Source organism: Paenibacillus sp. NPDC058367, from assembly GCF_042723305.1.
In the GTDB taxonomy this organism is placed as follows: domain Bacteria; phylum Bacillota; class Bacilli; order Paenibacillales; family Paenibacillaceae; genus Paenibacillus_AQ.
In genome coordinates this window covers 1-23,822 of the sequence record NZ_JBHXIZ010000001.1, presented here as the reverse complement: position 1 = coordinate 23,822, position 23,822 = coordinate 1, and the positions used below count along the sequence as shown (strand labels likewise).

General features: G+C 41.6%; 22 protein-coding genes. 15 read left to right on the top strand and 7 right to left on the bottom strand.

What is annotated here, in order from left to right; translation table 11 throughout:
- Nucleotides 1-96 precede the first annotated feature (96 nt).
- A complete protein-coding gene (locus ACFWMP_RS00110; protein ID WP_339248192.1) occupies nt 97-648 on the bottom strand; it encodes a TetR/AcrR family transcriptional regulator in 552 nt (183 codons plus the stop codon).
- Nucleotides 649-796: 148 nt separating this feature from the next.
- On the opposite strand from ACFWMP_RS00110, the gene ACFWMP_RS00105 reads away from it, so the two are divergent.
- From ACFWMP_RS00105 to ACFWMP_RS00085, 5 genes are all read left to right on the top strand, one after another.
- On the top strand, nt 797-1,720 hold the full coding sequence (locus ACFWMP_RS00105) for a ketopantoate reductase family protein (RefSeq protein WP_339248195.1): 924 nt from the start codon (nt 797-799) through the stop codon (nt 1,718-1,720).
- Nucleotides 1,721-2,078: 358 nt separating this feature from the next.
- A complete protein-coding gene (locus ACFWMP_RS00100; protein WP_379421618.1) occupies nt 2,079-2,714 on the top strand; it encodes a glycoside hydrolase family 11 protein in 636 nt (211 codons plus the stop codon).
- Nucleotides 2,715-2,865: 151 nt separating this feature from the next.
- Complete coding sequence (locus ACFWMP_RS00095; RefSeq protein ID WP_042188202.1) at nt 2,866-3,699, top strand: formylglycine-generating enzyme family protein; 834 nt, start codon at nt 2,866-2,868, stop codon at nt 3,697-3,699.
- A gap of 313 nt (nt 3,700-4,012) precedes the next feature.
- On the top strand, nt 4,013-5,140 hold the full coding sequence (locus tag ACFWMP_RS00090) for a glycoside hydrolase family 11 protein (RefSeq protein ID WP_379421617.1): 1,128 nt from the start codon (nt 4,013-4,015) through the stop codon (nt 5,138-5,140).
- A gap of 60 nt (nt 5,141-5,200) precedes the next feature.
- Nucleotides 5,201-6,298: a polysaccharide deacetylase family protein gene (locus ACFWMP_RS00085; RefSeq protein ID WP_379421616.1), complete on the top strand. Its 1,098-nt coding sequence runs from the start codon at nt 5,201-5,203 to the stop codon at nt 6,296-6,298.
- Nucleotides 6,299-6,401: 103 nt separating this feature from the next.
- Here ACFWMP_RS00085 and ACFWMP_RS00080 read toward each other — a convergent pair whose 3' ends face one another.
- Nucleotides 6,402-7,484 (bottom strand): GntR family transcriptional regulator, encoded by a 1,083-nt coding sequence (locus tag ACFWMP_RS00080; protein ID WP_379421615.1) that lies wholly within the window; start codon nt 7,482-7,484, stop codon nt 6,402-6,404.
- A 262-nt stretch (nt 7,485-7,746) separates the two neighbouring features.
- Between ACFWMP_RS00080 and ACFWMP_RS00075 the strand changes: the two genes are divergently transcribed.
- The 3 genes from ACFWMP_RS00075 to araA are packed head-to-tail and all read left to right on the top strand — an operon-like array spanning nt 7,747 to nt 11,523.
- Entirely contained in the window at nt 7,747-9,354 is a 1,608-nt protein-coding gene (locus ACFWMP_RS00075; RefSeq protein WP_379421614.1) for a xylulokinase, read from the top strand.
- A gap of 16 nt (nt 9,355-9,370) precedes the next feature.
- Entirely contained in the window at nt 9,371-10,066 is a 696-nt protein-coding gene (locus ACFWMP_RS00070; RefSeq protein ID WP_042188210.1) for an L-ribulose-5-phosphate 4-epimerase, read from the top strand.
- Between the two features lie 32 nt (nt 10,067-10,098).
- Entirely contained in the window at nt 10,099-11,523 is a 1,425-nt protein-coding gene (gene araA, locus ACFWMP_RS00065; protein ID WP_149645589.1) for an L-arabinose isomerase, read from the top strand.
- 83 nt (nt 11,524-11,606) lie between these two features.
- Here araA and ACFWMP_RS00060 read toward each other — a convergent pair whose 3' ends face one another.
- The 3 genes from ACFWMP_RS00060 to ACFWMP_RS00050 all read right to left on the bottom strand — a co-directional run bounded on the left by ACFWMP_RS00060 (nt 11,607) and on the right by ACFWMP_RS00050 (nt 14,397).
- A complete protein-coding gene (locus ACFWMP_RS00060) occupies nt 11,607-12,749 on the bottom strand; it encodes a family 8 glycosyl hydrolase (RefSeq protein ID WP_379421613.1) in 1,143 nt (380 codons plus the stop codon).
- A gap of 49 nt (nt 12,750-12,798) precedes the next feature.
- On the bottom strand, nt 12,799-13,773 hold the full coding sequence (locus ACFWMP_RS00055) for a glycoside hydrolase family 43 protein (RefSeq protein WP_379421612.1): 975 nt from the start codon (nt 13,771-13,773) through the stop codon (nt 12,799-12,801).
- Between the two features lie 141 nt (nt 13,774-13,914).
- Nucleotides 13,915-14,397: a nucleoside deaminase gene (locus tag ACFWMP_RS00050; RefSeq protein ID WP_042188217.1), complete on the bottom strand. Its 483-nt coding sequence runs from the start codon at nt 14,395-14,397 to the stop codon at nt 13,915-13,917.
- Between the two features lie 151 nt (nt 14,398-14,548).
- On the opposite strand from ACFWMP_RS00050, the gene ACFWMP_RS00045 reads away from it, so the two are divergent.
- From ACFWMP_RS00045 to ACFWMP_RS00025, 5 genes are all read left to right on the top strand, one after another.
- Complete coding sequence (locus tag ACFWMP_RS00045) at nt 14,549-14,998, top strand: OsmC family protein (RefSeq protein ID WP_339271310.1); 450 nt, start codon at nt 14,549-14,551, stop codon at nt 14,996-14,998.
- Nucleotides 14,999-15,050: 52 nt separating this feature from the next.
- The gene (locus tag ACFWMP_RS00040) at nt 15,051-15,413 is read left to right on the top strand and encodes a hypothetical protein (RefSeq protein WP_339271312.1); all 363 of its coding nucleotides are present in this window, start codon (nt 15,051-15,053) and stop codon (nt 15,411-15,413) included.
- Complete coding sequence (locus ACFWMP_RS00035) at nt 15,394-16,344, top strand: LLM class flavin-dependent oxidoreductase (RefSeq protein WP_379421611.1); 951 nt, start codon at nt 15,394-15,396, stop codon at nt 16,342-16,344. Before ACFWMP_RS00040 ends, ACFWMP_RS00035 begins: the two co-directional genes overlap by 20 nt.
- Before the next feature lie 40 nt (nt 16,345-16,384).
- The gene (locus ACFWMP_RS00030) at nt 16,385-17,413 is read left to right on the top strand and encodes an AraC family transcriptional regulator (RefSeq protein ID WP_379421610.1); all 1,029 of its coding nucleotides are present in this window, start codon (nt 16,385-16,387) and stop codon (nt 17,411-17,413) included.
- A gap of 92 nt (nt 17,414-17,505) precedes the next feature.
- Nucleotides 17,506-18,300: an SDR family NAD(P)-dependent oxidoreductase gene (locus ACFWMP_RS00025; protein WP_379421609.1), complete on the top strand. Its 795-nt coding sequence runs from the start codon at nt 17,506-17,508 to the stop codon at nt 18,298-18,300.
- A 58-nt stretch (nt 18,301-18,358) separates the two neighbouring features.
- Here ACFWMP_RS00025 and ACFWMP_RS00020 read toward each other — a convergent pair whose 3' ends face one another.
- Nucleotides 18,359-21,469, bottom strand: a complete 3,111-nt coding sequence (locus ACFWMP_RS00020; RefSeq protein ID WP_379421608.1) for an ATP-binding protein — start codon at nt 21,467-21,469, stop codon at nt 18,359-18,361.
- Nucleotides 21,470-21,689: 220 nt separating this feature from the next.
- Between ACFWMP_RS00020 and ACFWMP_RS00015 the strand changes: the two genes are divergently transcribed.
- Nucleotides 21,690-22,490, top strand: coding sequence for a phosphotransferase (locus tag ACFWMP_RS00015; protein WP_339248225.1), 801 nt, complete (start codon nt 21,690-21,692; stop codon nt 22,488-22,490).
- Between the two features lie 76 nt (nt 22,491-22,566).
- Complete coding sequence (locus ACFWMP_RS00010; protein ID WP_042188233.1) at nt 22,567-22,920, top strand: VOC family protein; 354 nt, start codon at nt 22,567-22,569, stop codon at nt 22,918-22,920.
- A gap of 487 nt (nt 22,921-23,407) precedes the next feature.
- Here ACFWMP_RS00010 and ACFWMP_RS00005 read toward each other — a convergent pair.
- A partial coding sequence (locus tag ACFWMP_RS00005) for a transposase (RefSeq protein WP_379421607.1) occupies nt 23,408-23,822 on the bottom strand: 415 nt, incomplete at its 5' end.

Below are 23,822 nucleotides of genomic sequence, written 5' to 3'. Positions count from 1 at the left end.
TTTTTATCCAATTGAATGGTCTCGATTTTCTTTACCGAAGAATAATTCTTAAACCAGAATGCGGACCCTTATGGGGATTTGGTTTGAATGACAGACTCATTCTTTAAAATAGGGTGTAATCCCTTTTGAATATAGGTTCTCTACTAACTTGAAAAATTCTTCTGACGATAAATCCTTTTGACGCTGGAGCCAAAGACGAAATAAAGAAAGGGCAGTTGTCAGGTAAAACTCAATGAAGTATGGCGTTAAGGATTGGTTTTGCGGAACGTTTAATTCTAATTGATTCAAAGTGATTTCTTTTTTTAAGCGTTTTAAAAAACGGGCACTTCCATAATCACCCAAAAGGGCATTAAGAACCAGGAGATGTTCTTTTTTATCCAGACAATAGAGCGTGTCTTGAACCGTATCCAACGATAGCTCTTTATTTGCCAATTCTTTTTTCATTTCATTCAATAGGTCATTTTCAACAGAGTCTAACAATTCGTAAATGTCAGTAAAGTATTGATAAAAGGTGCTGCGGTTATATCCTGACTTATTCGAAATTTCCTGAATCGAAATTTTCTCAATCGGCTTTTGGCTATATAACTCACAAAAAACTTCTACAAACTTTTGTTTTGTTTTCTCCGTTATTTGGGGTTGCTTTTTCATGTTTCCCTCCTACTAGTGAATAAGAATATCATCCGACAAATCATAAAAAACTGATGGTTGATCAAGGGATAATGAAGATTTATAATCACATCATACAACACGTTGTCGGATAATTAAAAGGGAATATTAATAAGTAGGGGTGGTTTATATGTCAGCAAAACAAGATAGAATTTTAATTTTTGGTGCAGGTGTCATCGGGAGCATGTACGCAATTAAGCTTATTGAAGCAGGGTTTGACGTTAGCCTGTTTGCACATTCGAATAGATATAAATCATTAAGAGAAAATGGCCTGCAGTATATAGAAAAAGGTACAGTTAGATCGATACAAGTGAATGTCATTGATACGCTCGAAAATGACGATGTATACGATTTTATTTTCGTTACCGTTCGTTATGATCGGTCCGAAGCAGCGTTGTTAGCGCTCAAAGATAATCAAAGCAAAAATATAGTTACGATGACTAGTAATTCAATTGGATTTTCTTCGTGGCTGGATATCGTAGGGGATAGACTTTTACCAGCTTTTCCCGGCTTCGGCGGACAGATTAAAGATGGAGTATTGCATGCTCGATTTCTACCAAAGTTTATAGCGGCAACTGCATTTGGAGAAATTAATGGTGTAGTGACAGAACGCATAGAAAACCTTGCAAAATTATTTAAAACTGCAAAGCTTCCCTACGTTATTAAAAAAGATATGCAAGCGTATCTGATCACACATTCCGTATCAGACATTGCCATGTTGAGCTTTTTGCATTCTGAGAATAAGATCATTGACAAAAAAACAGCCAGAACTAGAAAGACAGCACGCAAAATAACATTCACTTTAAAAGCGTATCTAAGGGCAACACAAAAAGCTGGCGTTTCAATTGATCCACCAATGCTTAAAATGGTGCTTAAATTTCCAAACTTATTTTTGGACCTTTTCTTTATGACATGGCTACGAACTAAAATGGTTAGGGATATGATGTTGCCGGATTATGCGAATAATGCTAACAATGAGATTGTGCAGCTTAGTAATGATTTAATGAAATTTTTAAGTCAACATGATATCAAATCAGAAATACATGTTCAGTAATTTTTTGGTGAAATATTATAGTATTGTGGAGGGGCTTGTAAGGAACATAATTAAACTGATGTATGACAAGAAAAGGGGGGACGCTAAGTCCTCTTTTTTTGTATGTTCCTTCTTTATATTTCCAATTGTAACCATAAAATAACAATACTTTTTGGGGTAAAACCTTTAATTTGAACAGATTAAATTGTACGTAAGCTATGATAAACTTCTATTTGTAATCGCTTACAATTATATAAATGGAAGGATGTGGTGATCTCGGGAGTTTTACCAAACAACAAAGAAAACCACAGACGATTGCTTGAAATACTAGAGGTCAGTCAAGTAGTATGTAATCAAAAAAAATCTTAGGAGGTAGATTATGTTTAAGATGAATAAGAAAATCTTGACTGTATTATTCGCAGCTACAATGAGCTTTAGCTTGTTTGCAGCAACTACAAATGCGGCGACAGATTATTGGCAAAATTGGACTGATGGTGGAGGAACAGTAAATGCTACGAATGGATCAGGTGGGAATTACAGTGTTACATGGTCAAATACCGGGAACTTTGTTGTCGGTAAAGGCTGGAATACCGGATCACCAACAAGGACAATAAACTACAATGCCGGAGTCTGGGCGCCGTCCGGTAATGGATATTTGACACTCTATGGGTGGACGAGAAACTCACTCATAGAATATTACGTCGTTGATAGCTGGGGCACTTATAGACCAACTGGAACATTTAAAGGTACCGTGACCAGTGATGGTGGCACATATGATATCTATACGACAACCCGGACCAACGCACCTTCTATTGACGGCACTGCAACTTTCACTCAGTTCTGGAGTGTAAGACAGTCGAAGAGAGCGACTGGGAGCAATGTTGCTATCACTTTTAGCAATCACGTTAGCGCATGGAAGAAATATGGAATGAATTTGGGAAGTAGTTGGGCTTACCAAGTGTTAGCTACTGAAGGATATCAAAGTAGTGGGAGCTCTAACGTAACGGTGTGGTAACAGGTAAACTGTAGCCTCTTAATCGATGATAATACTAAGGACTGCCGGTCTCACCACCGGCGGCCTTATTTATTCCAAAAGAAGACTTACATACTACTAAGATCATCGTCACGACTTATTATTTTCCTATCCGTTCAAAGGAGATAAATCAATGAGAAAACTATTGAGTTTCCTATTCATAGCAACAATAGTTGTTATCAGCGCTTGCTCACAAGAAAAGCCTGAAACGAGTAATGACAATGTATTTGTAAAGGGAGGGACTTTTATAAACACAAAGTCCAACTACAATGGTGCAACCCTATCGAACTTTTATATCGGTAAATATGAGGTAACTCAAAAAGAATGGAATGAGGTAATGGAAAGTAATCCCTCAGAATTCAAGGGCGACAATTTGCCGGTTGAAATGGTTAGCTGGTATGACGTTGTTGAGTACTGTAATAAGCGGAGTATAAAAGAGGGTTTAACACCCTATTACAATATAGATAAGAATAAAATAGATACAAATAATAAGAGCGAAAACGATAATATAAAATGGACCGTAACGATCAATGAAGGTGCTAATGGTTATCGATTACCGACAGAAGCAGAGTGGGAATATGCTGCAGGTGGAGGTCAATTAAGCAAGAGTTACACCTACAGTGGAAGCAATAATGCAGATGAGGTAGCATGGTATTGGAAAAACGCTGGAGATAAATACTTATCGGGAGAATGGAACTGGCCTATCATTGAAAACAACAATAATAAAACAAAATCTGTTGGTGTCAAACAGCCCAACGAGTTAGGACTTTATGATATGTCAGGGAATGTAAGGGAATGGTGTTGGAACTGGTACGGGGATAGGGGAAGCGATGTCGGATCTTTCCGGGTTGTGAAGGGCGGCGGTTGGATCGGTAACATCTCCAACAACGAGATATCTTTTCAAGGCAAGTTCGACGCAAATGGCATGGGACCTGATCAAGGCTTTCGTGTGAGTCGTGGTGAGTAAATGGCGGGAAGGTTATTCTCTTTTAAGTTAAGACTCCATTTCATAAGCAATGATAAAATGATCAAGCCAATAAGCTGCTTCCGGTACTCTACCGGAAGCAGCTTATTTAATTTTCGTTTATTTCCAACTACAAAAGATCTAAACTTTTCACGGTATAAGCTTTAGTTTATGCATATGAAAAAAATAGGACAATGTTAGAATCTAATTGTTTCCGCTTACATTAATAAATATGGAATAAAAAGGAGGTTGATCAAACGGGTTGCACAGCATCTTAGTAAGACTAGTTGCAGTATAACCAAGAGGAGGACAGCAAATGAAACAGAAGAGAATGCGTTTATTTTTAGTAATCATTATTTGTTTTATGCTTGCATTGCCTGCAGTAAGCGTAAATGCCGCAACAACGATCACATCTAATCAAAGTGGCACTCAAGACGGCTACTATTATGAGCTATGGAAGGATTCCGGTACCACGAGTATGACTCTTGATAGTGGAGGTACATTCAGTGCTCAGTGGAGCAACATCGGAAATGCTCTGTTCCGTAAAGGTAAGAAGTTCGATGAGACCCAGACACACCAGCAAATTGGAAACATATCTGTTAACTACAGTGCCAACTACCAACCAAACGGTAATTCGTATTTATGTGTCTACGGATGGACCGTTGATCCACTAATCGAATATTACATCGTTGATAGCTGGGGGAGCTGGCGTCCGCCTGGTGGAACGTCTAAAGGTACCATTACCGTTGATGGGGGAACATATGACATATATGAGACTACCAGAGTCAACCAACCTTCAATTAAAGGCACAGCAACCTTTAAACAATATTGGAGTGTCCGGACGACCAAACGTACAAGCGGAACCATATCTGTTAGTGAACACTTTAAAGCGTGGGAGAGCAGAGGAATGTCAATGGGGAAGATGTATGAAACTTCGCTTACGGTAGAGGGTTATCAAAGTAGTGGAACAGCTACCGTGACTAGCAATACAATTACGATCGGAGGTAGCGGAGGTACGAATCCGACGCCAACGCCTAATCCGACTTCAACGCCAAACCCAACCTCCACACCAAATCCGGGCACAAGCACAAAGATAGAAGCAGAAAATATGACTAAAAGTGGTCAGTATACCTCCAATATAAGCTCACCATTCTCTGGAGTGGCTTTATACGCCAACAATGATCTAGTGAAATATACACAGAATTTTACGACCGGTACCCATAATTTTTCACTCCGCGGGGCTTCGAATAACTCTAATATGGCGAGAGTCGATTTGAAAATCGGGGGAGTGACCAAGGGCACCTTTTATTTCGGGGGAAGCAGTCCCGCCGTTTATACTCTAAACAATGTCAGTCATGGAACCGGAAATCAAGAGATCCAGATCGTCGTAACTACTGATAACGGGACATGGGATGCTTACCTTGATTATCTGGAAATCAATTAATAAGACGTAGCGGTAATGGAAAAATTTGAAGAGGTAAAGTTGCTGGGAGGGGTAAAAAAGATGTTTAGAGCCAACGTAATAAAATGGACGGCCATTGCGTCGTTAGTCGTATTCTTATTCACAGGCTCACTGACGATGACTGGCGACAAGGCGCTCGCGGCCGATTGTTCGAACGGTTATGTAGCATTAACCTATGACGATGGTCCGAACCCTAACAATACTGTAACACTACTTAATGCACTTCAACAAAACGGCTTGCGTGCAACGTTCTTCAACCTTGGACAGAATGCCCAAAATAATCCGTCCCTAGTAAACCAGCAGAAGTCAGCAGGCATGTGGATTGGGAACCATTCCTGGTCTCATCCGCATTTGACCCAACTGTCTACCTCACAAATGTCGTCAGAAGTTACAAACACACAAACGACATTACAGTCTATAACTGGTACGGCTCCGAAGTTGTTTCGTCCGCCATATGGCGAGACTAACGCAACTTTAAAGTCCATCGAGGCCCAAAATGGTCTTACTGAAGTGTTATGGAACGTTGACTCCCAGGACTGGAATGGAGCCACTACCGCCCAGATAGTAAATGCTGTTGGTCCAATGCAAAATGGCGACGTGATCCTTATGCACGATCAGTACCAAACTACGGTTCAAGCGATTCCACAGATTGCACAGAATCTCAAGAACCGCGGTCTTTGTTCAGGCATGATCTCGACGAGCACAGGCAGGGCAGTCGCACCTGATGGTGGAGGCACAACACCAACTCCGACACCAACCTTCACACCAAATCCAGGCACAAGCACAAAAATAGAAGCTGAAAACATGACTAAAAGTGGTCAGTATACCTCCAATATAAGTTCACCATTCTCCGGAGTGGCTTTATACGCCAACAATGATCTAGTGAAATACACACAGAATTTTACGACCGGTACCCATAATTTTTCACTCCGCGGGGCTTCGAATAACTCTAATATGGCGAGGGTCGATTTGAAAATCGGCGGGGTAACCAAGGGCACCTTTTACTTCGGGGGAAGCAGTCCCGCCGTTTATACTCTAAACAATGTCAGTCATGGAACCGGAAATCAAGAGATCCAGCTCGTAGTAACAGCTGATAACGGGACATGGGATGCTTATCTTGATTATCTGGAAATCCAGTAAATATTCCAAACACGGAAATTGGAGACGGACTGCTTAATGTAGAGACAAAATGAAAAAAGCAACCCACCAGCCATGACTGGTGGGTTGCTTGCCTTGTTACAACCTATCTCTCAACAACGGTCTCACCTTCAATTAACACAGGCTGATAATAAGTGTTGTTTGGAAGGTCTTTTTTTCCTTGTAGTTTCTTAATGACCCAATCCGCTGCATCGCGTCCCATGGCTTCTTGTGGGTGTGTCAAGGTGGTTAGTTTGATGTTCGCGTTTTTGGCGATATAGGAATTGTCTTGTCCGATAATCGATAATTCCTCCGGAATAGTGATGTCCAGCTGTCTGCAGGCATGAACCACTTCCAAGCCAACCTCGTCGTTATAACAAACAATAGCAGTGAGCGTATCTCTATTTTTATTCAGAAAATCCTTCAAGTCTGTAGATAACGTCTGTTTTGTCTCCGTGTTGAATGAAAATATCTGGTCAGGATAAAATCGTAATTTGGATTCTCCGAGTGCCTTAATGTACCCTTTCATCCGATACTTTCCTTGTAAATCATCCATTTTTGCAATGAGCCCTATTTGGGTGTGCCCTTTGGTTATCAACTCTTTTGTTGCCAAATAACTGGACTGCACGTCATCAAGACAAAGGTACGGCAGTTCTATTTCTTCATAAAAGGCATTAATCATGATAATCGGAATATCCTGTTCCTTAAACGACAGGTAGTAAGCAATATTAGGGTTATATAGATTGCTTTTCGTCGGTTCAATAATTAAACCATCTACACCGTAGGACAACATCATTTCCAGTGCCTTTTTTTCTTGAGCAACATCGTTATTTGTACTAGCTAATAGTAGAGAGTAATTATCCTCATTTAGCCGGCTCTCGATCCCACGGATAATGGAAGGAAAGATATAGTCGGAAATATAGGTCGTGATTACACCGATCGTCTTCTTATGGGAACTCCCGCCGGTCTTCGAACGATATTGGTTGCTGACATAAGTACCAGAACCTTTTTCGCTTCGCAGGAAGCCTTCGTTGGAAAGTTCTAAAATTGCTTTTCGAACAGTCTGCCGGCTAACTTCGTACATGGACTGCAAGGCAGATTCAGTAGGGATTTGCTCACCAACATTGTAATCTCCCGAAAGGATTTTGCTTTTTATGTCATCTAATATCACTTGATACTTTGGTTTCATGTAATTCCTCTTTCCATTCTTGTTCGCTAAGTTATTCGTATATTCGGTAAATTTGTATGTACAAATTATAGCATGACAACAAAAAAAATAGAAAGGGGCTCTTTTTTTATACAGTTAAATCATTATTATCTCCATATTTGTATGTATATATAACTAATCAATTGACAAATGTACGTACAAAAAATTATACTAAAGCTGTCAATTAAGAAAGCAAATTCTTATCATGACCTTTTAAAAAAGCGCTCTCAGAGAGGTGACAAACGTGATATCGAATCGATTAAGCATCGAACAAGCGATTAATAAGGGAGAAACTTCGCTTGGTATTGAATTTGGGTCTACGCGTATTAAAGTTGTACTTATCGATCATAGCTTTCAAACGATCGCTTCTGGAAGTTACGAATGGGAAAATCAGTTGAAGGACGGTTTTTGGACGTACAACTTGGAAGATATTATCAAAGGTCTGCAAGACGCCTATCGCGAGATGAAGGAAGAAGTTGCTCAAAAATACGGAATCACCCTTCAAACGGTTGGTTCAATCGGTTTTTCTGCAATGATGCATGGATACATGGCTTTCGACGAGCACAATGAACTGCTTGTTCCATTCCGGACTTGGCGTAATGCAACTACAGGTGCGGCTGCCAAAGCATTGACCGAGCTGTTTGGGTTTAATATCCCAGAACGCTGGAGCATTGCTCATCTTTATCAGGCGATTTTGAATGAAGAAGAACATGTGCCACAGATACGTTTTGTTACGACACTAGCAGGATACATTCATTGGCTATTGACTGGAAATAAAGCACTTGGTGTTGGTGATGCATCCGGTATGTTCCCAATTGATGAAACTACAGGAAATTTTAACGCTTCCATGATACAGCAGTTTGATGAACTTGTTGCAAGCAAAGCTTATCCGTGGAAGACCAGTGATTTACTTCCTAAGGTGTATGTTGCAGGAGAGCAAGCAGGTATTTTAAGCGAAGCGGGAGCTAAAATTCTGGATCCATCGCTGCATTTACAATCAGGTATTCCGCTTAGTCCTCCAGAGGGGGATGCTGGAACCGGGATGGTTGCAACGAATAGCGTAAGAAAACGCACCGGGAATGTATCTGTAGGAACCTCTGTTTTTGCCATGATTGTATTAGAAAAAGAACTTTCCAAGGTTTATCCGGAAATTGATATGGTTACTACTCCGAACGGAAGTCCAGTGGGAATGGTTCATGCGAATAACTGTTCAAGTGACCTCAACGCCTGGCTAGGGTTATTCCGCGAATTCTATGAAGCCATGGGACACAAAGTGGATGCCAATAAATTGTACAGCGTGCTATTAAATAAAGCTTTGGAAGCAGATCCTGATGCCGGTGGATTACTAAGCTATGGTTATCTCTCAGGAGAGAATATTACTGGGTTAGAACAAGGTCGTCCGCTATTTGTCCGCTCGCCGGAGAGCAATTTCAATCTGTCCAACTTTATGCGTACACATCTATTCAGCGCCTTTGGTGCTTTGAAAATTGGAATGGACATTTTGACGAAGGAAGAGAATGTAGCCATTGATAGTATTTTAGGCCACGGCGGCTTATTTAAGACTCCTGTAGTGGGTCAAAAAATGATGGCAGCTTCAATGAATGTTCCTGTTTCCGTAATGTCGACTGCCGGTGAAGGCGGTGCATGGGGAATGGCTATTCTTGCCGCTTACATGATGAATAAAAATCAGGAAGAAAGTTTAGAAGACTTCCTCGATCAAAAAGTGTTCAAAGATGTTAAGGGTGAAGAAGTTCATCCAGAGGCAACCGACATTAAAGGATTTGAAACTTTTATCGAACGTTATAAAAAGGGTCTGGCGATTGAGCAGTCCGCTGTTGACAATTTAGTGTGAAAATGGAGGTGGCAAGATGTTAGAACAACTTAAAGAAGAGGTTTTTCAAGCCAATCTGGAATTGCCGAAACAAGGACTTATTAAATATACATGGGGAAATGTGAGTGCAATTGATCGTGAAAGTGGATTATTCGTAATCAAACCTAGTGGCGTAGATTATGAAACAATGAAAGCCAGCGATATGGTAGTTGTTGATCTGGATGGCAATGTGGTTGAAGGAGATATGAGACCTTCCTCCGATACACCTACTCACGCCGTGCTTTATAAGCATTACTCCGAGATCGGGGGAATCGTTCACACGCATTCCACTTGGGCAACCATTTGGGCTCAAGCAGGACTAGATGTACCTGTCATGGGAACGACCCATGCTGATACCTTCTATGGTTCCATTCCTTGTGCGCGTTTCTTGACGCAAGAAGAAGTCGATCGTGGTTACGAAGCGGAAACGGGTAATGTAATCATCGAGACCTTTGAACAACGTGGGATCGATATTATGGCGGTTCCTGGTGTTTTACTTAAAGGACACGGACCCTTTACTTGGGGGAAAAATGCGAAATCGGCGGTAATAAACAGCGTAGTTTTGGATGAAGTATCCAAAATGAATTTGTTTGCAAGAGAGCTGAACCATTTTGCTGAGGAGTTGCCACAACGTATTTTAGATAAACATTACTTGCGAAAACATGGAAAAGACGCTTATTACGGACAAAAATAATTAAACCACAAAATTACGAAAAGAGGATGAATATGTCAACAGCAGTAGCAAAAGAATTTTGGTTTGTCGTAGGTTCACAACATCTTTATGGCGAAGAAGCATTGGCTGAAGTTAAGGCGCATGCCCAAACGATGACAGATGCTTTGAATAAAAGCGGAGTTTTGCCTTACCCACTAGTGTTACAGGATTTGGCTGTCAGCGCAGATAAAATCACAAACATCATGAAAGAAGTCAATTACCGCGATGAAGTTGCCGGTGTTATCACTTGGATGCATACCTTCTCACCTGCAAAAATGTGGATCCGCGGAACTAAAATGCTGCAAAAGCCTTTGCTTCATCTAGCTACGCAATATAATGAAAGTATCCCATGGGCAACGATCGATATGGATTTCATGAATCTAAATCAAGCCGCTCATGGTGACCGTGAATATGGTTTTATTAACGCCCGTTTGAACAAACAAAACAAAGTGGTAGTAGGCTACTGGGAACGTCCTGAAGTCCAAAAGCAAATTGCAGAATGGATGGACGTAGCCGTTGCTTATAACGAAAGCTTTAATATCAAGGTCGCTCGCTTTGGTGACAATATGCGTAACGTTGGCGTAACCGAAGGAGATAAGGTTGAAGCCCAAATTCAATTTGGTTGGACTGTTGACTACTTTGGTATTGGCGATCTAGTACAAATCATTAATGAAGTTAAAGAAGAAGAGATCGACGCCTTATTCGCTGAGTATTCAGAGCTGTATGAATTTGATTATGGAACTAACAGCAAAGAAGCTTGGGAAGCTAGCGTGAGAGTTCAAGCAAGCTATGAAATTGCTATTAAACGTTTCCTTGATCAAGGTGGCTACAACGCCTTCACATCGAACTTCGAAGATTTACACGGGATGAAACAACTTCCAGGACTTGCTGTTCAACGACTGATGGCACAAGGCTATGGTTTTGCTGGAGAAGGAGATTGGAAGACTGCAGCTCTCGATCGCTTGCTTAAAGTGATGAGCCATAACCAATCCACTGGCTTTATGGAAGATTACACTTATGAATTGACGGTTGGTCAAGAATCCATTCTACAATCCCATATGCTTGAAGTAGATCCTACTTTGGCAAGCAACAAACCCAAAATTATCGTATCTCCACTGGGTATTGGTGGTAAAGACGATCCAGCACGTTTAGTATTTGACGGTAAGGCAGGAGACGGTGTAGTCGTTTCCATGGCTGACTTTGGGACGCATTACAAACTATTGATCAATGAAGTTACTGCTTTCGAACCAACGGTTCCAGCTCCCAACCTTCCAGTAGCTCGTGTACTTTGGAATGTTAAGCCTAACTTCCAAGATGGGGTTAAAGCATGGATCGAAAATGGTGGCGGTCACCACACCGTTGTTTCATTAACGCTTACAACAGACCAGATTATTGCTTATGCAAAACTTGTAAACTTGGAATATGTAGTTATTAAATAATAGCAAAGCTTTATTACGATTAATAGGACTCCATTCCTCGAGCTTTTTGAGGAATGGAGTCCTATTTGTTTGTTCGATTTCCTTCAATAAATGCGATAGTTTCCACTTAGGGCCAGTAAACTAAAGAAGTACAGACAGTTATCATAATAACGACGTTGTCCAGTGCGCAATGGTGTATCCCAAAACAAACGGACAAAATGCTCTGCCTCCGGGCCATTAGAAGCTAGGGAAGCCATGGCATTGGTCGCCAACAGACCTGTCGGGTGCAGCGCCGGTTCGTCGAAGGGCTGTCCCTCAATGGTATACCGCCGGTAATCGGAAACTTTGATATTCCTAAAAAAAGCCTGAATCCGGTTACATTGATCGACCTGCCAGATGTCCTTTTGGAACCAAGCCCAGTCCAGACCGATATTAGCCGCTACCCGGTAAGCATCACTGAAAAAATGGCTGAAATCACCATGAGGCTGGGGTTCTGCCGGGGACCCGTTAAAATTAGCATATTCGGGAGCAAGGCCAGTTATCGGATGGCATGCAGTATGCAGATATGTGCGGCTGGCTTCCGCGGCTTCTCGCCAAAACATGTGGTCACGTTCGTCAGCCCACAAGGCGAACAAATCATAGAAATGGGGGAGATGGTAAGATGGATCACTGAAGGTGGATTCCGGTACGAATTTGATCAATTTCGTTTCCGCGTCCCACATTGAGTCGCCATCTCCTGTTTCAGTTTTATGTACACAAGCATGCAATATCGTTCGGGCCTGCTCAGAATAATTATAAGGTTCCGGACCGTTCCCCCAACGTTTTGAGGCAAAAAACAGAGCCATGGCGAAAAACTCTTCGCCGTCCGGTGCAGGTCCCTGAGAAATCCTTGTACCGTCAGGCTTGCAGTGCCAAGCAAAGTAATTGGCATAGCGACCTTCTTTGTGCTGCATAAACGTCTTTGAGAAGTTCCATAGACGATCAAACTCTTCTTTTTTATTCATTTGAACGGCCATCATCATCCCGTAGGACATTCCTTCAGACCTAACATCCAGATTACCTGTATCCAGAATATAGCTTTTATCCTCGTCCAGCGGATAGTAGATTCGTACGTTCGGATCTCCGTAAAACAAATCACTCCAAGTTTCTTCGAGTTTAGCGTTGATTTCATCTTCAGAAAAGCCGAGCTCCTTAAATAAATTGCGATATTTCCCCGTATAAAAAGCACCTTGTTGTGTTATTGTCATCAAAAACGCCCTCCTGTGAACTACAGTATGCAGTCCATTTTAATAAAAACTAAGGATGGATGGTTTGAATGGTGCCATCATCGTTGTAACTCAGCTCTGTATATTTTACAGAACGCTTGTTGTCAGCACCACCAGATAAAGAACTATCATGATAAAATAAATACCATTTCTCTTTAAACTGAACAATAGAATGGTGTGTTGTCCAGCCCAGGACGGGTGTAAGTATTTTTCCTTGATATACAAAAGGCCCAAGCGGATCTTTACTGATAGCGTATACAATATTATGGGTAGTACCCGTGGAATAAGAAAGATAATAATAACCGTTATATTTATGAACCCAAGGACCTTCAAAATATCTTCTCTCTTCATCTCCAGCAAGAATCGGATTTCCGTTCGTATCGATAATGGATATTTCTCTAGGTTCACCTTCAAAGCTCAGCATATTCTCGTTCAACTCCGCTACGATAGGTCCAAGAGCTGGTGCCCTTTCAGACGGCCCCTCGGCATCCGGAACAAATGAGCCGGTTTGCCATTTTTCAAGTTGACCGCCCCAAAGACCACCAAAGTATATATACGATTTACCATCATCATCAACGAAAACGGCGGGATCAATGCTATAACTGCCGGGAATGTAGCTTGGTTCAGGTGTAAATGGTCCGGAAGGTGAAGCTGAGGTGGCGACCCCGATTCGGAAAATATCGTCATGGTCTCTAGCTGGGAAAAACAAATAGTAGGTATTGTTTTTGTATGCTGCATCCGGAGCCCACATTTGCTGCTTAGCCCATGGAACATCCTTCACATGAAGCACTTCACCGTGGTCAACACAAGGAGAGCCTTCTCCATCAATAGAAAGAACATGGTAATCCTCCATATTATATTGGTCACCGTTGTCATTAGAGATCATTTCGTGATCCAGGTCATGTGAGGGATAAATATAAATTTTACCTTCAAATACATGAGCGGAAGGATCCGCAGTATAAATATGAGTTACGAGAGGTTCATTGGGTTGCACAGGCTTTGTCAAGTCATTTCCTCCTATAAAGTTAATCGCTTACAAAGCTAATGGTATAAGAACTTTAGGACGCTGTATATATAGCAACTATAGTTTATACCCCACAAAGTTTAGGACATAAAAAAGAACCTTTATTCAAAGGTTCTTTTTTTACTACTGTCTTTGTCCGTGGAATTGTCGATGAAGTTCCCGCACTTGTTCTGCAAGCTCCGTTACAGGGCCATCTACGACCGCATTATGGATGACTTCCTGAATGCTCAAATTACGGACAGGTGATGCTGCAATGCCCATTTCGCTTAACCACTGTGATAATTGCTGCGAAGAACTGGCATATACAATCCTTCCTAATTGAACCCAACCGTGAGCTGCCGCACACATAGGGCAATGTTCCCCGGAAGTATACACAGTTGCCTGCTTACGTTCTTCCAGTGACATATTCTGAGCTGCCCAGCGAGCTAAAGCGAATTCGGGGTGCTGAGTATGGTCACCACCGCCTACATGGTTACTGTCTTCGGCCAAGACCTCTCCATTTGCTGAGACCAGGATGGAGCCGAAAGGTTCGTCCCCAACCTCGAGTGCAATTCGGGCAAGTTCAATACAACGCTGAAGATGTTTGATATCTGTATCGTTTATCATGATAATAGAGCCTCCTGAAATTTAATTTATAGATAAATCTCACGAACAGTAGGCCTGAGCCTGTTTGTTCACCGCATTCTTCTATGTTAGCATGTAAAGTATTCGATTAAAAATATGTCATGCAATTTCAAGATAGGGAGGACATCTAGAAATGAAACACCCATTTATTTTAAATGCCGTATGGAACGGCGGTCGTAATAGTGATGGAACGATTGAAGCTGGACAACTCAAGACTCAAATCTCCATTCCGAAAGAAATGGGCGGGCCAGGAGTTGGAACGAATCCGGATGAGATGCTACTGGGTGCCGCGGCAACCTGCTATCTCATTACACTAGCAGCTATGCTGGAGCGATCAGGGCTTACGACTTCCAGCCTGACGTTAACATCAGAGGCGACAGTGGATGTAACAAATAACATTTTTACATATGAAGCGATCAAACATTCACCCATCATCACACTTACCGAAGATGCGTCACAGGAAGATATTGATAAAGCAATTCGTATTGCTCATAAAGCAGAAGGCTCTTGTATGATTTCCAGAGCTGTAGCAGGAAATGTACAAATTACCACAGAGCCAACAGTGCTAACATTAAGTATGTAAGGTTAAGTTCTAAAGGAGTTATCCCTTAGGAATCAGAGAGGAGAAATTAACTTTGAACGTCCAGTTGTATAAGGATTTGATCAAGGATGAACGTGGGAATTATTACGTAGCGGTGCAAAAAGAGGGCAATGAACTGACCTTGGTAAACGCAATGCTTGAGCGTTCTTATCAGGACCTCCTGGAATTTAATGAAGAGTTTAAAAAGAAATATGCGGAATACGAGCACCAGTTCATCGGCAAAGTGATTATGGATAAGCTGCGGCACGATGTTGTGTTCGCGTCCAAAGAAGACGGCCATGGACGAATGTTTAATCTGGCAGCGATTGCCGGCGATTACAAGGTTACTTTTATTGATATGATTGAATTTTACCGAAACCCTCGAGTAGGACGTAGCCATGACAACGACATCCATTAAGCTGAGTGTTTTGGACCTTGTACCTGTATTTGATAATGTGGATGCAAGCTTTGCTTTAGGACAAGCCGTGGAACTGGCTCAAACAGCTGAAAGACTGGGATATACTCGTTATTGGGTTGCTGAACATCATGATATGCCGGGCTTAGCGTGTACCTCTACAGAGGTGTTTTTATCGCATATCGGAGCGAGAACACAGCATATCCGCATCGGATCGGGAGCTTTATTGCTGCCGCACTATAAGCCGTTAAAAGTAGTGGAATCTTTTCATTTGCTGGCAAGTTTATATCCGGGACGCATCGACCTTGGGTTAGGCAGGGCTCCTGGCGGTGCTGCTGAAGTAAGCTTAGCGCTGAGCGGGAATTTTCTCGAAAATGTTTGGAAAATGCCGGAACTGCTTAAGGGAGTTACCGAATTGTTGCAGGGGAACTATTTATATGAAGGACGTCAGATAACCGCCCGTCCGACTCCACCCGAATCGCCAGAGCTGTGGATGCTGGGTACAAACAAGAAAAGTGCAGCATATGCTGCCGAGTTTGGAGCAGGCTATGTGTTTGGTCAATTCATGAGCGATGTAGCTGGGGAAGAGATTTTGCAAGCTTACCGTGAAGCTTTTATCCCTTCTTCAGTTAATGCTAGTCCTCGGGCCATCGTAGCTGTTGGCGTTATTTGCGCCGAGACTGAGGAAGAAGCAGAGCGGCTAGCCTCTTCCGGTATGACATTATTTCAACAAGAAGGCTCAGCCGAAGAGAAATCCAAGCTTTTGGAACGTAAACTGCTGATAGGCACACCCAAAAATATCAAAGAAAAGCTGGAACAATTATCTCACTTGTATGGAGTTGATGAATTCATTATCGTTACTATGATTCCAGACTATGAGAAACGGTTGCATTCGTTTGAGTTGCTTGCCCGCGCTTGCTTGAATTCTAACTAGCCCTTTCTTCATGCAATGATGCTAAAGGAGGTCCACATAGATGCAGACTCATACCTCTGACTCCATTAAAATCCCTCCCGGATTTTGGGCTGGATTAATTCAATTAGGAATAACCGCTCAAGATATAGCCAGTAAAGCAAGTCTACCCCTGAGCCTTATCACGGAGTCAGCAGTCACCACAGCCCAATATTTCGCTATCTGGCAGGCATATTCGGATCTCGTTGGAGACACTGCTGAGGGAATCATCAAGCTAGCAACTGTTTTTGAAACCACACAATATCCGCCGACCGTCTTAGCCACTTATCATGCTAAAGATTATCGCGACGCTCTAAACCGAATGGTGCGCTATAAACGAATGTGCCCTCCAGAAAGCTTGCATATCGTCGAGGAGGGAGAGTTGTGTGCAATCGAATTGAATTGGCAGCCTCCCGAGTATTCCGGTCCACCGCTGCTGCTTGGTCTTACACTGGCGTTTTTATTGGAGCTTGGGCGGCGGGGAACTAGTATACCTATGACAGCGCAGTTTGTAGAATTTTCACAACCCATAGGGAATTTACAGGTTCTTGAGGCTTATTTCGGCTGTCGAATTCAGATCGGTGCTGAGACTAACCGCTTAACACTACGACGAAGTGATTTGGATCTGCCCTTTATCTCGTATAACGAAGAGTTGCTAGAAATTCTGACTCCCGTTTTGGAGCGGACACTTGCTGAACAGCAGGGCAGTCGCTCAATTACTGAAAGGGTCAAATGGATCATGAAACGCAGCCTTAGCGGAGGGCAACCCGAGATTCAAACTGTTGCTAAAGAGCTAAGGATGAGTGCTCGTACCTTACAGTGGAGGCTTACTGAAGAAAATACGAGCTTCAAGCATTTGCTGACACAAGCCAGACATGAGCAGGCGCGAGCGTATTTAGCAGATCCATCTCTCGATGTTAAAGAGGTAGCTTTCTTGATCGGATATGAAGATCAGAACTCGTTCTACCGTGCCTTCCGACTTTGGGAAGGAGATACTCCTTCAAATTGGCGTGTTAAACAAGAAGTTTGGCGCAAGACACTAGTTACTGAATAATCCCGGTAAGATAGTATAAATACTAGCCGATGCTCAGTTCAGTTCTTGAGAAACTGCTAATTAACTCGCCATGATTAAAGGAGAAATGAAATATGGATATGGGATTAAACAATAAGACAGCTTTAATTACAGGATCTACAAAAGGTATTGGTAAAGCTATCGCTTTTGAACTTGCCAACGAAGGCGTTAATGTACTAATAAATGGACGTAATTATGAAAAGGTAGAACAAACAGTAAATGAAATTAAAGCAAAATTTCCGGAAACTTCTCCACTGAATGCTACAGCCGATATTGTAGATATGGAGCAAAGAGAAGCTTTATTAAAAAAACACTCTCATATCGATATTTTAGTTAATAATATGGGGATTTATGAACTGATGAGCTATGACGACGTTGATGATGAAATATTTGAAAAATACATCCGTACGAATGTTCTTGCTGCAAATGGATTAACAAAATTTTATTTACCAAAAATGTTAGAAAACAATTTTGGTCGCGTGATCTTTATCGCTAGTGAAGAAGCAATAATGCCGTCAGCTCAAATGCCACAGTATGCAATGACCAAATCAATGCTATTATCATTAGCAAAAAGCTTATCTAAATTAACAATCGGAACAGAAGTTACCGTCAATACTATCATGCCAGGACCAACACTCTCTGAAAACGTGCACCAAATCATTGATGGAATGTATCCAGATGAAACGTTGACCTTTTCAGAAAAAGAGAAAAAATTCATGGCTAAAAACTTACCGCAATCTGAAATACAGCGATTTATTAAACCTAATGAAATAGGTAGACTAGCAGCATTTATGAGCAGTCCCTATGCCTCTGCATTTAAAGGTTCTCCGATCCGTATGGATGGGGGCATGGTACCTACTATTTTCTAAATGTAGTATCGATACACAAAAAGCCACTCCTTATGGAATGGCTTTTTTATTTGATATATTATTCACTGTCCTCCGGTATAACAAAGGATACCAAAGTACCTTCACCTTGTTTACTTTGAATAAAAAGACCCTGACCATACAATTGCATCAGTCTTCGATGGGTGTTAGCCAGTCCGATGCCACTTTTAGCTTTCATGGTCGGTTCCAGCAACAACGCGAGCGTTCTATGATCCATACCTTGCCCATTATCCTCCACTTCGATCTTTACAGCATTGTTCAGACGTGAGATCCGAATATAAACGGTACCCCCCTGTTGACGCTTGAGCAGACCATGCTTGATAGCATTTTCTACCAAGGGTTGGATGGATAGAGGGGGTAACAGAATATTAATGTCTGGATCTACCTCCCAAACAACGGAAATTCGTTCTGCAAATCGTGTTTGTTCAATATACAAATAAGATTCTACCAGCTCTAGTTCATGTGAAAGGTTCACGAGTTCTTCGATATTTAAAAAGTCAAAGCTGATTCGCAAAAAGGAAGTAAATGCAGTGATGAGCTCTTGCATCTTTTTAGTATCCATATCACTGAGTGCCGCAATAGAGTTCAATGTATTGAACAAGAAATGGGGTTGTATCTGTGCCTGTAGATAAGCCGCTTCAATACGCACCCGTTCATTAAAAGAAATTTTCATCGCTGTTAAAGCTCGAATGCGATATTTGAGTTCAACTGCATCCACCGGTTTGGTAACATAATCATTTGCGCCGGAGTAGAATCCAGTGTAAATATCCTCAGGTTGACTGCGGGCAGTCAGCAATAGCACTGGAAGCTCATATAGGGAATAAAGAGCGCGAACCTTTTGCGTTAATTCATATCCTGACATATGCGGCATCATTACATCACTAATCAGTAAATCCCAACTCTTTTTATCTAGCCAATCCAGTGCCTCTTGTGCTGAGTTCACTGTCGTAATGAGATAAGGTTCGTTTTCGAGAATGCCCTTTAGCACATTCAGATTAACAGGGTCATCATCTACCACCAAGAGATTCACCTTCGCATCTGTAAAGAGTGGCGGGATTTTGTCAGTGTGTTGATTAGTTTGTTCGGAAATCCCCCATTCAGCCATCTGCTTATAAATCTCATCTGGTGTATACGTTGTTATAGGTGAAACCTCTCTTACTATCTGTTCGCTATAGGAATCAGCAAGGGGTAGTGCAAAACTGAAAGTTGAACCTTTGCCGAGTTCAGAATGTATGCTCAAGCTGCCACCATGTAGTTCTACCAACTGCCTACTAATGCTTAGTCCCAGTCCAATTCCACGCCCGTCATTTATTCCGTGAGGGCCTTGCTCATAGGGGAGGAATACCCGCGCCATGGTCTCTTCGGTCATGCCTACTCCGGTATCTGTTACATATATAAAGACATGAGCGTCTTTTTCCTCAGCTGAAACAGAAACAAGTCCTTGCTCGGTGTATTTGAGCGCGTTGTGCACTAGATTTAATAATACTTGTACTAGTCGTTTCTCATCCGCAAGAATAGGAGGCATAGATTCTGGTATGTTCATGGATAGCCGTACCGGTTTGCCTTCAATCATATATTGAAGCATATTGATGACTCCGGGAACCACCGATTGAACCAAAATAGGCTCCTGATACAAAATAACGCGATGCTCTTGAAGACGTACTACATCCAGTAGATCACCAAGCATATGGGACATGCGGCGGCTGATAGTAATCAGTAACTCCATATCTTGCCGGCTACTCTCGTAGAGTCTATCCTTTTCCTTCGTTATTATATTTTGCGCGATATTCATAATTCCATGGACTGGTGTTCGCAGCTCGTGAGAAGTATTGGCGAGAAACTGATCCTTGAGTTTGTCCGCTTTTTTCAGCTGTTCATTTAGCTCCATGTTCTCTTTGGCATTCTGAAAATACTTTTTAAACCAATAAGCTGAGAAGCCAACGATGGCGGCAATAATATCCACAGGATAGTAGACAATTGAATAATGGCCGTTATTATCCCACAAATTCCATAACAAATTAGAGATGATGGCCGCACCTGATATCAGTAGAAAAACAACATCTTTTTCATCTTGCCTTTTGAACAATAAGCGCCCCAAGCTATATATTAACCAGATGAAGGGGATATACTGAAACACTTGAATGATTCCCCAGTGAATCGATGTACTGACCAAATAAGCAGGAACGATAAATATAAATAAGGTATAAAGGAAAAGACACCACGTGTAAGCACGTAACCACTTGTTGACTTCGGCACCTGAGGTGAATTTCCTGAAAACAAGCAGAATAAAAAGGTTCTGCCATAAGAAGGCGATTAAACGGATTTTTAATGACCAAGTGTAATTAATCGGCAGTAATGCTAAAACTAAATTGTCATTTCGGGCTAAAAGGATTACGGCTACAGATAATGTCATTAGCCCTACAAGAAACAGGGCACGTTCTTTAGGATTAAATAAATACAGAATACAGGCATACAGCCCATGTAGTAGCAGGATGATTGCAGTAAGTATTTGAAATCCAACGGTATAAAAATTTGTCCGGTTAACCACTTCCTGAGAGCCAAAGAAAATAGGCCCACTAATACCGCCTTTATAGGGGTGATCAAAGTTTGCTACCTGAATAAGTACATCTATTTCTGTCATATTTTTCGAAAAATATGATGCTGTAAATGAGGTGGTTCTTGGTGCATATGTATTGGCATCGAGAGAGATTGTTCCGTTATTATGAATAGGAGTACCATTAATTTCCACGCTGGAGGCGGAATAAATTTGTTTGATCCACAATGAGACAGGCTGCTGAAGCGGTTCTACCAAAATGCGCAGACGGTAACTGCCATAACCATAGGAAGATTTCTGATCAGTTCCCATGGCGTGGTTCCAATTTCCGGGAACTTGAAGCGAATGGGTTAGCTTTGGTATAGTCGAAGTTTTGGACGAAACGAATTGCGAAGGATAGAAGCTCCATTCACCATCTAGCCTGATTAAGTTAGCCTTCTCCAGATCCTGACCACGTAAATCCAGTACACCGTTGCTAATCATAGGTACATTGTTGGAAACCTTAAATATGCTGAACCAAATGCAGCGTAGGCCAAAGAGAATGCTGATAAAAAGTAGAATGATTGCTAATTTGTTTAGGATCGTATTATTTTTCATGAGAACATTATAGCAAATAATTCTAATCTAGATTCTAAAATGGATTTTATTTATATAAGATGAGCAAATGCCAGCGATGATCTTAAAGGACAGTATAGTTATAATTGTTCTTTCTAAACAATAACTTGTAAATATTGTTATTATTAGAGAGGGAGTTTTCATCGCTAACAGGTAAAAATCTGCAACAGGTAATGCACTGAAAAGAAAAGGAATGAACCTAATGCCTAAGGAAGAAGTGTTAAAAGGCGGTAATGTAAATCATATAGTCCGTATGGCGAACACTGTTCGCCGTCCTATAGGCTATTGGAGTCCGAATGTTCATGAACTACTCAAACATTTGGAACAACAAGGCTATGAGGGAGCACCAAAATTCCTCGGAATCGATGATTCTGGTCGTGAAATATTGACATTTATTCCTGGAGAAGTTCCAGGGAATAATTATCCAAACCTTGAACCATATATGTGGACGGACGAAACGCTTGTGGGTCTGGCGCACCTTATACGTCGTTTCCATGATGTGACTACAGTGTTCAGGCCCAATATGGAGGACAGATGGCAGCTTAGCTATGCCGAGGATGCCGAACATGAAGTGATCTGTCATAATGACGCAGCATTGTATAATGTTGTCTTTCAAAAGGAGGCTCCTGTGGCGCTCATTGATTTTGACATGGCAGGTCCAGGTCCGCGTATGTGGGACATTGCGTACACCCTTTACACATCTGTTCCACTTGCGAGTTTTGCACCTGACCATACTTCTGGAACCATAGTAGCATACCAATGTGAAATACATGCCGTAGAGCGACGTCGGCGAATTCATTTGTTTTTTGAAGCTTATGGAATTCCCGTCCCAAATAATCTGCGACAGTGGATTATACAACGTTTGATAGTACTGTGTGATACGTTGAGAAATGGTGCTGCTGATGGGAATCCTGCCTTTCAGAAAATGGTTGATGAGGGTCACTTGGCCCACTATGAGAGTGAGATTAGGTTTGTAACAGATCATTTCGAGGATTGGATATAAAAATCGGATATTCCGCTCACGGACAGGATCATTGAATAAAATTAAAAAAGTATACCATTAGAATTGAGGCCTGAGAATGAGTGTAAAACGAATTGTCACAAATATTAAAACGCAGAATGTTTCGGCAGCAAAAAGCTTTTACCAGGACGTACTCGAGCTTGATTTATTGATGGATCATGGTTGGATTGAAACATACGGCTTACTGGGGAAGGAGAACATTCAAATAAGCTTCGCATCACAGGGCGGCTCCAATACGCCTACTCCTGATCTATCGATTGAAGTTGATGATGTCGATGCAGTGTTTGAACGTATGAAGAGTGCTGGATATACGATAGAATATGGACCTGTCGATGAGCCTTGGGGTGTTCGGCGATTCTATGTCCGCGACCCATTTGGCAAACTTATCAACATTCTTGCTCATGGACATTAGATAAACGGTCACGGCGTGCAGAAATCTAGATTGTTAAACAATCATGAAACGATAGTGGAGGAGCTTCCTATAGGGTAGCTCCTTTTAATTTTAAACTATACCAGCTAATAGCTTGTCAAGATTACCAGTAAAGTAAAGCCCAATCATATGTTATATTTAAAAGTAGGTAAGCCAAATAACCCCCCCAATTGTATTGTATTTGGAAGGTTATACCATTGGTTTCGTATTAAGCAATCCGGTATTTTTTTTGTTTTTCATGATGGCATATAGCCAATGCACCAATTTATTGGCACATGCGACTAGAGCCACTTTATGTGGTTTTCCTTTGGCTCTCTTACGATTGTAGAATTCTTTGATTCGTATATTACGAGCGCGAATTAATCCGCATTGGACAGCCAAAACCAGCGCGTAACGCAACTGCCTGGAACCACGTTTCGTGATTCAATTTCGAGTTGCTGTAAACTTACCTGAAGCAAAGACACTTGGATCAATGCCTGCAAAGGCGACTAGCTTTTTTAGAATGATCAAATCGGTCGACTTCTCCAATTTCAGATAAAATTGTTACCGCAATTTTATGCCCAATACCAGAAATCGACTGAATTAATTCATATTCTTCAATGTCTTCAGCCAGAGCATCTATGTTCTGTTCCGATCCAGTAATATGCTCTTGGTACTGAAGAATGAGGGTAATAAGGACTTTCAAATTGATTAAGTGGCTTGCATACATGGTTTGCTGAAATGGGTTTTGTTTTGCCGCAACTAGCAGCCGTTGCACCCGTTGGTTAATCCAGTCCTCTGAACGCCCCCGTTTTGAAGAAAGCAGTTCTTTCATCTTAGATTTGAGTGTGTTTTCATCCGTCTGTAATACTGAATATGAGGTTGGGAATTCACTTAAAAACTGT

Excerpts from the sequence above, each read along its gene's own strand:
- ACFWMP_RS00110 (WP_339248192.1), bottom strand. The coding sequence starts at position 648 with ATGAAAAAGCAACCCCAAATAACGGAGAAAACAAAACAAAAGTTTGTA.
- ACFWMP_RS00105 (WP_339248195.1), top strand. The coding sequence starts at position 797 with ATGTCAGCAAAACAAGATAGAATTTTAATTTTTGGTGCAGGTGTCATC.
- ACFWMP_RS00100 (WP_379421618.1), top strand. The coding sequence starts at position 2,079 with ATGTTTAAGATGAATAAGAAAATCTTGACTGTATTATTCGCAGCTACA.
- ACFWMP_RS00095 (WP_042188202.1), top strand. The coding sequence starts at position 2,866 with ATGAGAAAACTATTGAGTTTCCTATTCATAGCAACAATAGTTGTTATC.
- ACFWMP_RS00090 (WP_379421617.1), top strand. The coding sequence starts at position 4,013 with ATGAAACAGAAGAGAATGCGTTTATTTTTAGTAATCATTATTTGTTTT.
- ACFWMP_RS00085 (WP_379421616.1), top strand. The coding sequence starts at position 5,201 with ATGTTTAGAGCCAACGTAATAAAATGGACGGCCATTGCGTCGTTAGTC.
- ACFWMP_RS00080 (WP_379421615.1), bottom strand. The coding sequence starts at position 7,484 with ATGAAACCAAAGTATCAAGTGATATTAGATGACATAAAAAGCAAAATC.
- ACFWMP_RS00070 (WP_042188210.1), top strand. The coding sequence starts at position 9,371 with ATGTTAGAACAACTTAAAGAAGAGGTTTTTCAAGCCAATCTGGAATTG.
- araA (WP_149645589.1), top strand. The coding sequence starts at position 10,099 with ATGTCAACAGCAGTAGCAAAAGAATTTTGGTTTGTCGTAGGTTCACAA.
- ACFWMP_RS00060 (WP_379421613.1), bottom strand. The coding sequence starts at position 12,749 with ATGACAATAACACAACAAGGTGCTTTTTATACGGGGAAATATCGCAAT.
- ACFWMP_RS00050 (WP_042188217.1), bottom strand. The coding sequence starts at position 14,397 with ATGATAAACGATACAGATATCAAACATCTTCAGCGTTGTATTGAACTT.
- ACFWMP_RS00045 (WP_339271310.1), top strand. The coding sequence starts at position 14,549 with ATGAAACACCCATTTATTTTAAATGCCGTATGGAACGGCGGTCGTAAT.
- ACFWMP_RS00035 (WP_379421611.1), top strand. The coding sequence starts at position 15,394 with ATGACAACGACATCCATTAAGCTGAGTGTTTTGGACCTTGTACCTGTA.
- ACFWMP_RS00030 (WP_379421610.1), top strand. The coding sequence starts at position 16,385 with ATGCAGACTCATACCTCTGACTCCATTAAAATCCCTCCCGGATTTTGG.
- ACFWMP_RS00025 (WP_379421609.1), top strand. The coding sequence starts at position 17,506 with ATGGATATGGGATTAAACAATAAGACAGCTTTAATTACAGGATCTACA.
- ACFWMP_RS00020 (WP_379421608.1), bottom strand. The coding sequence starts at position 21,469 with ATGAAAAATAATACGATCCTAAACAAATTAGCAATCATTCTACTTTTT.
- ACFWMP_RS00015 (WP_339248225.1), top strand. The coding sequence starts at position 21,690 with ATGCCTAAGGAAGAAGTGTTAAAAGGCGGTAATGTAAATCATATAGTC.
- ACFWMP_RS00010 (WP_042188233.1), top strand. The coding sequence starts at position 22,567 with ATGAGTGTAAAACGAATTGTCACAAATATTAAAACGCAGAATGTTTCG.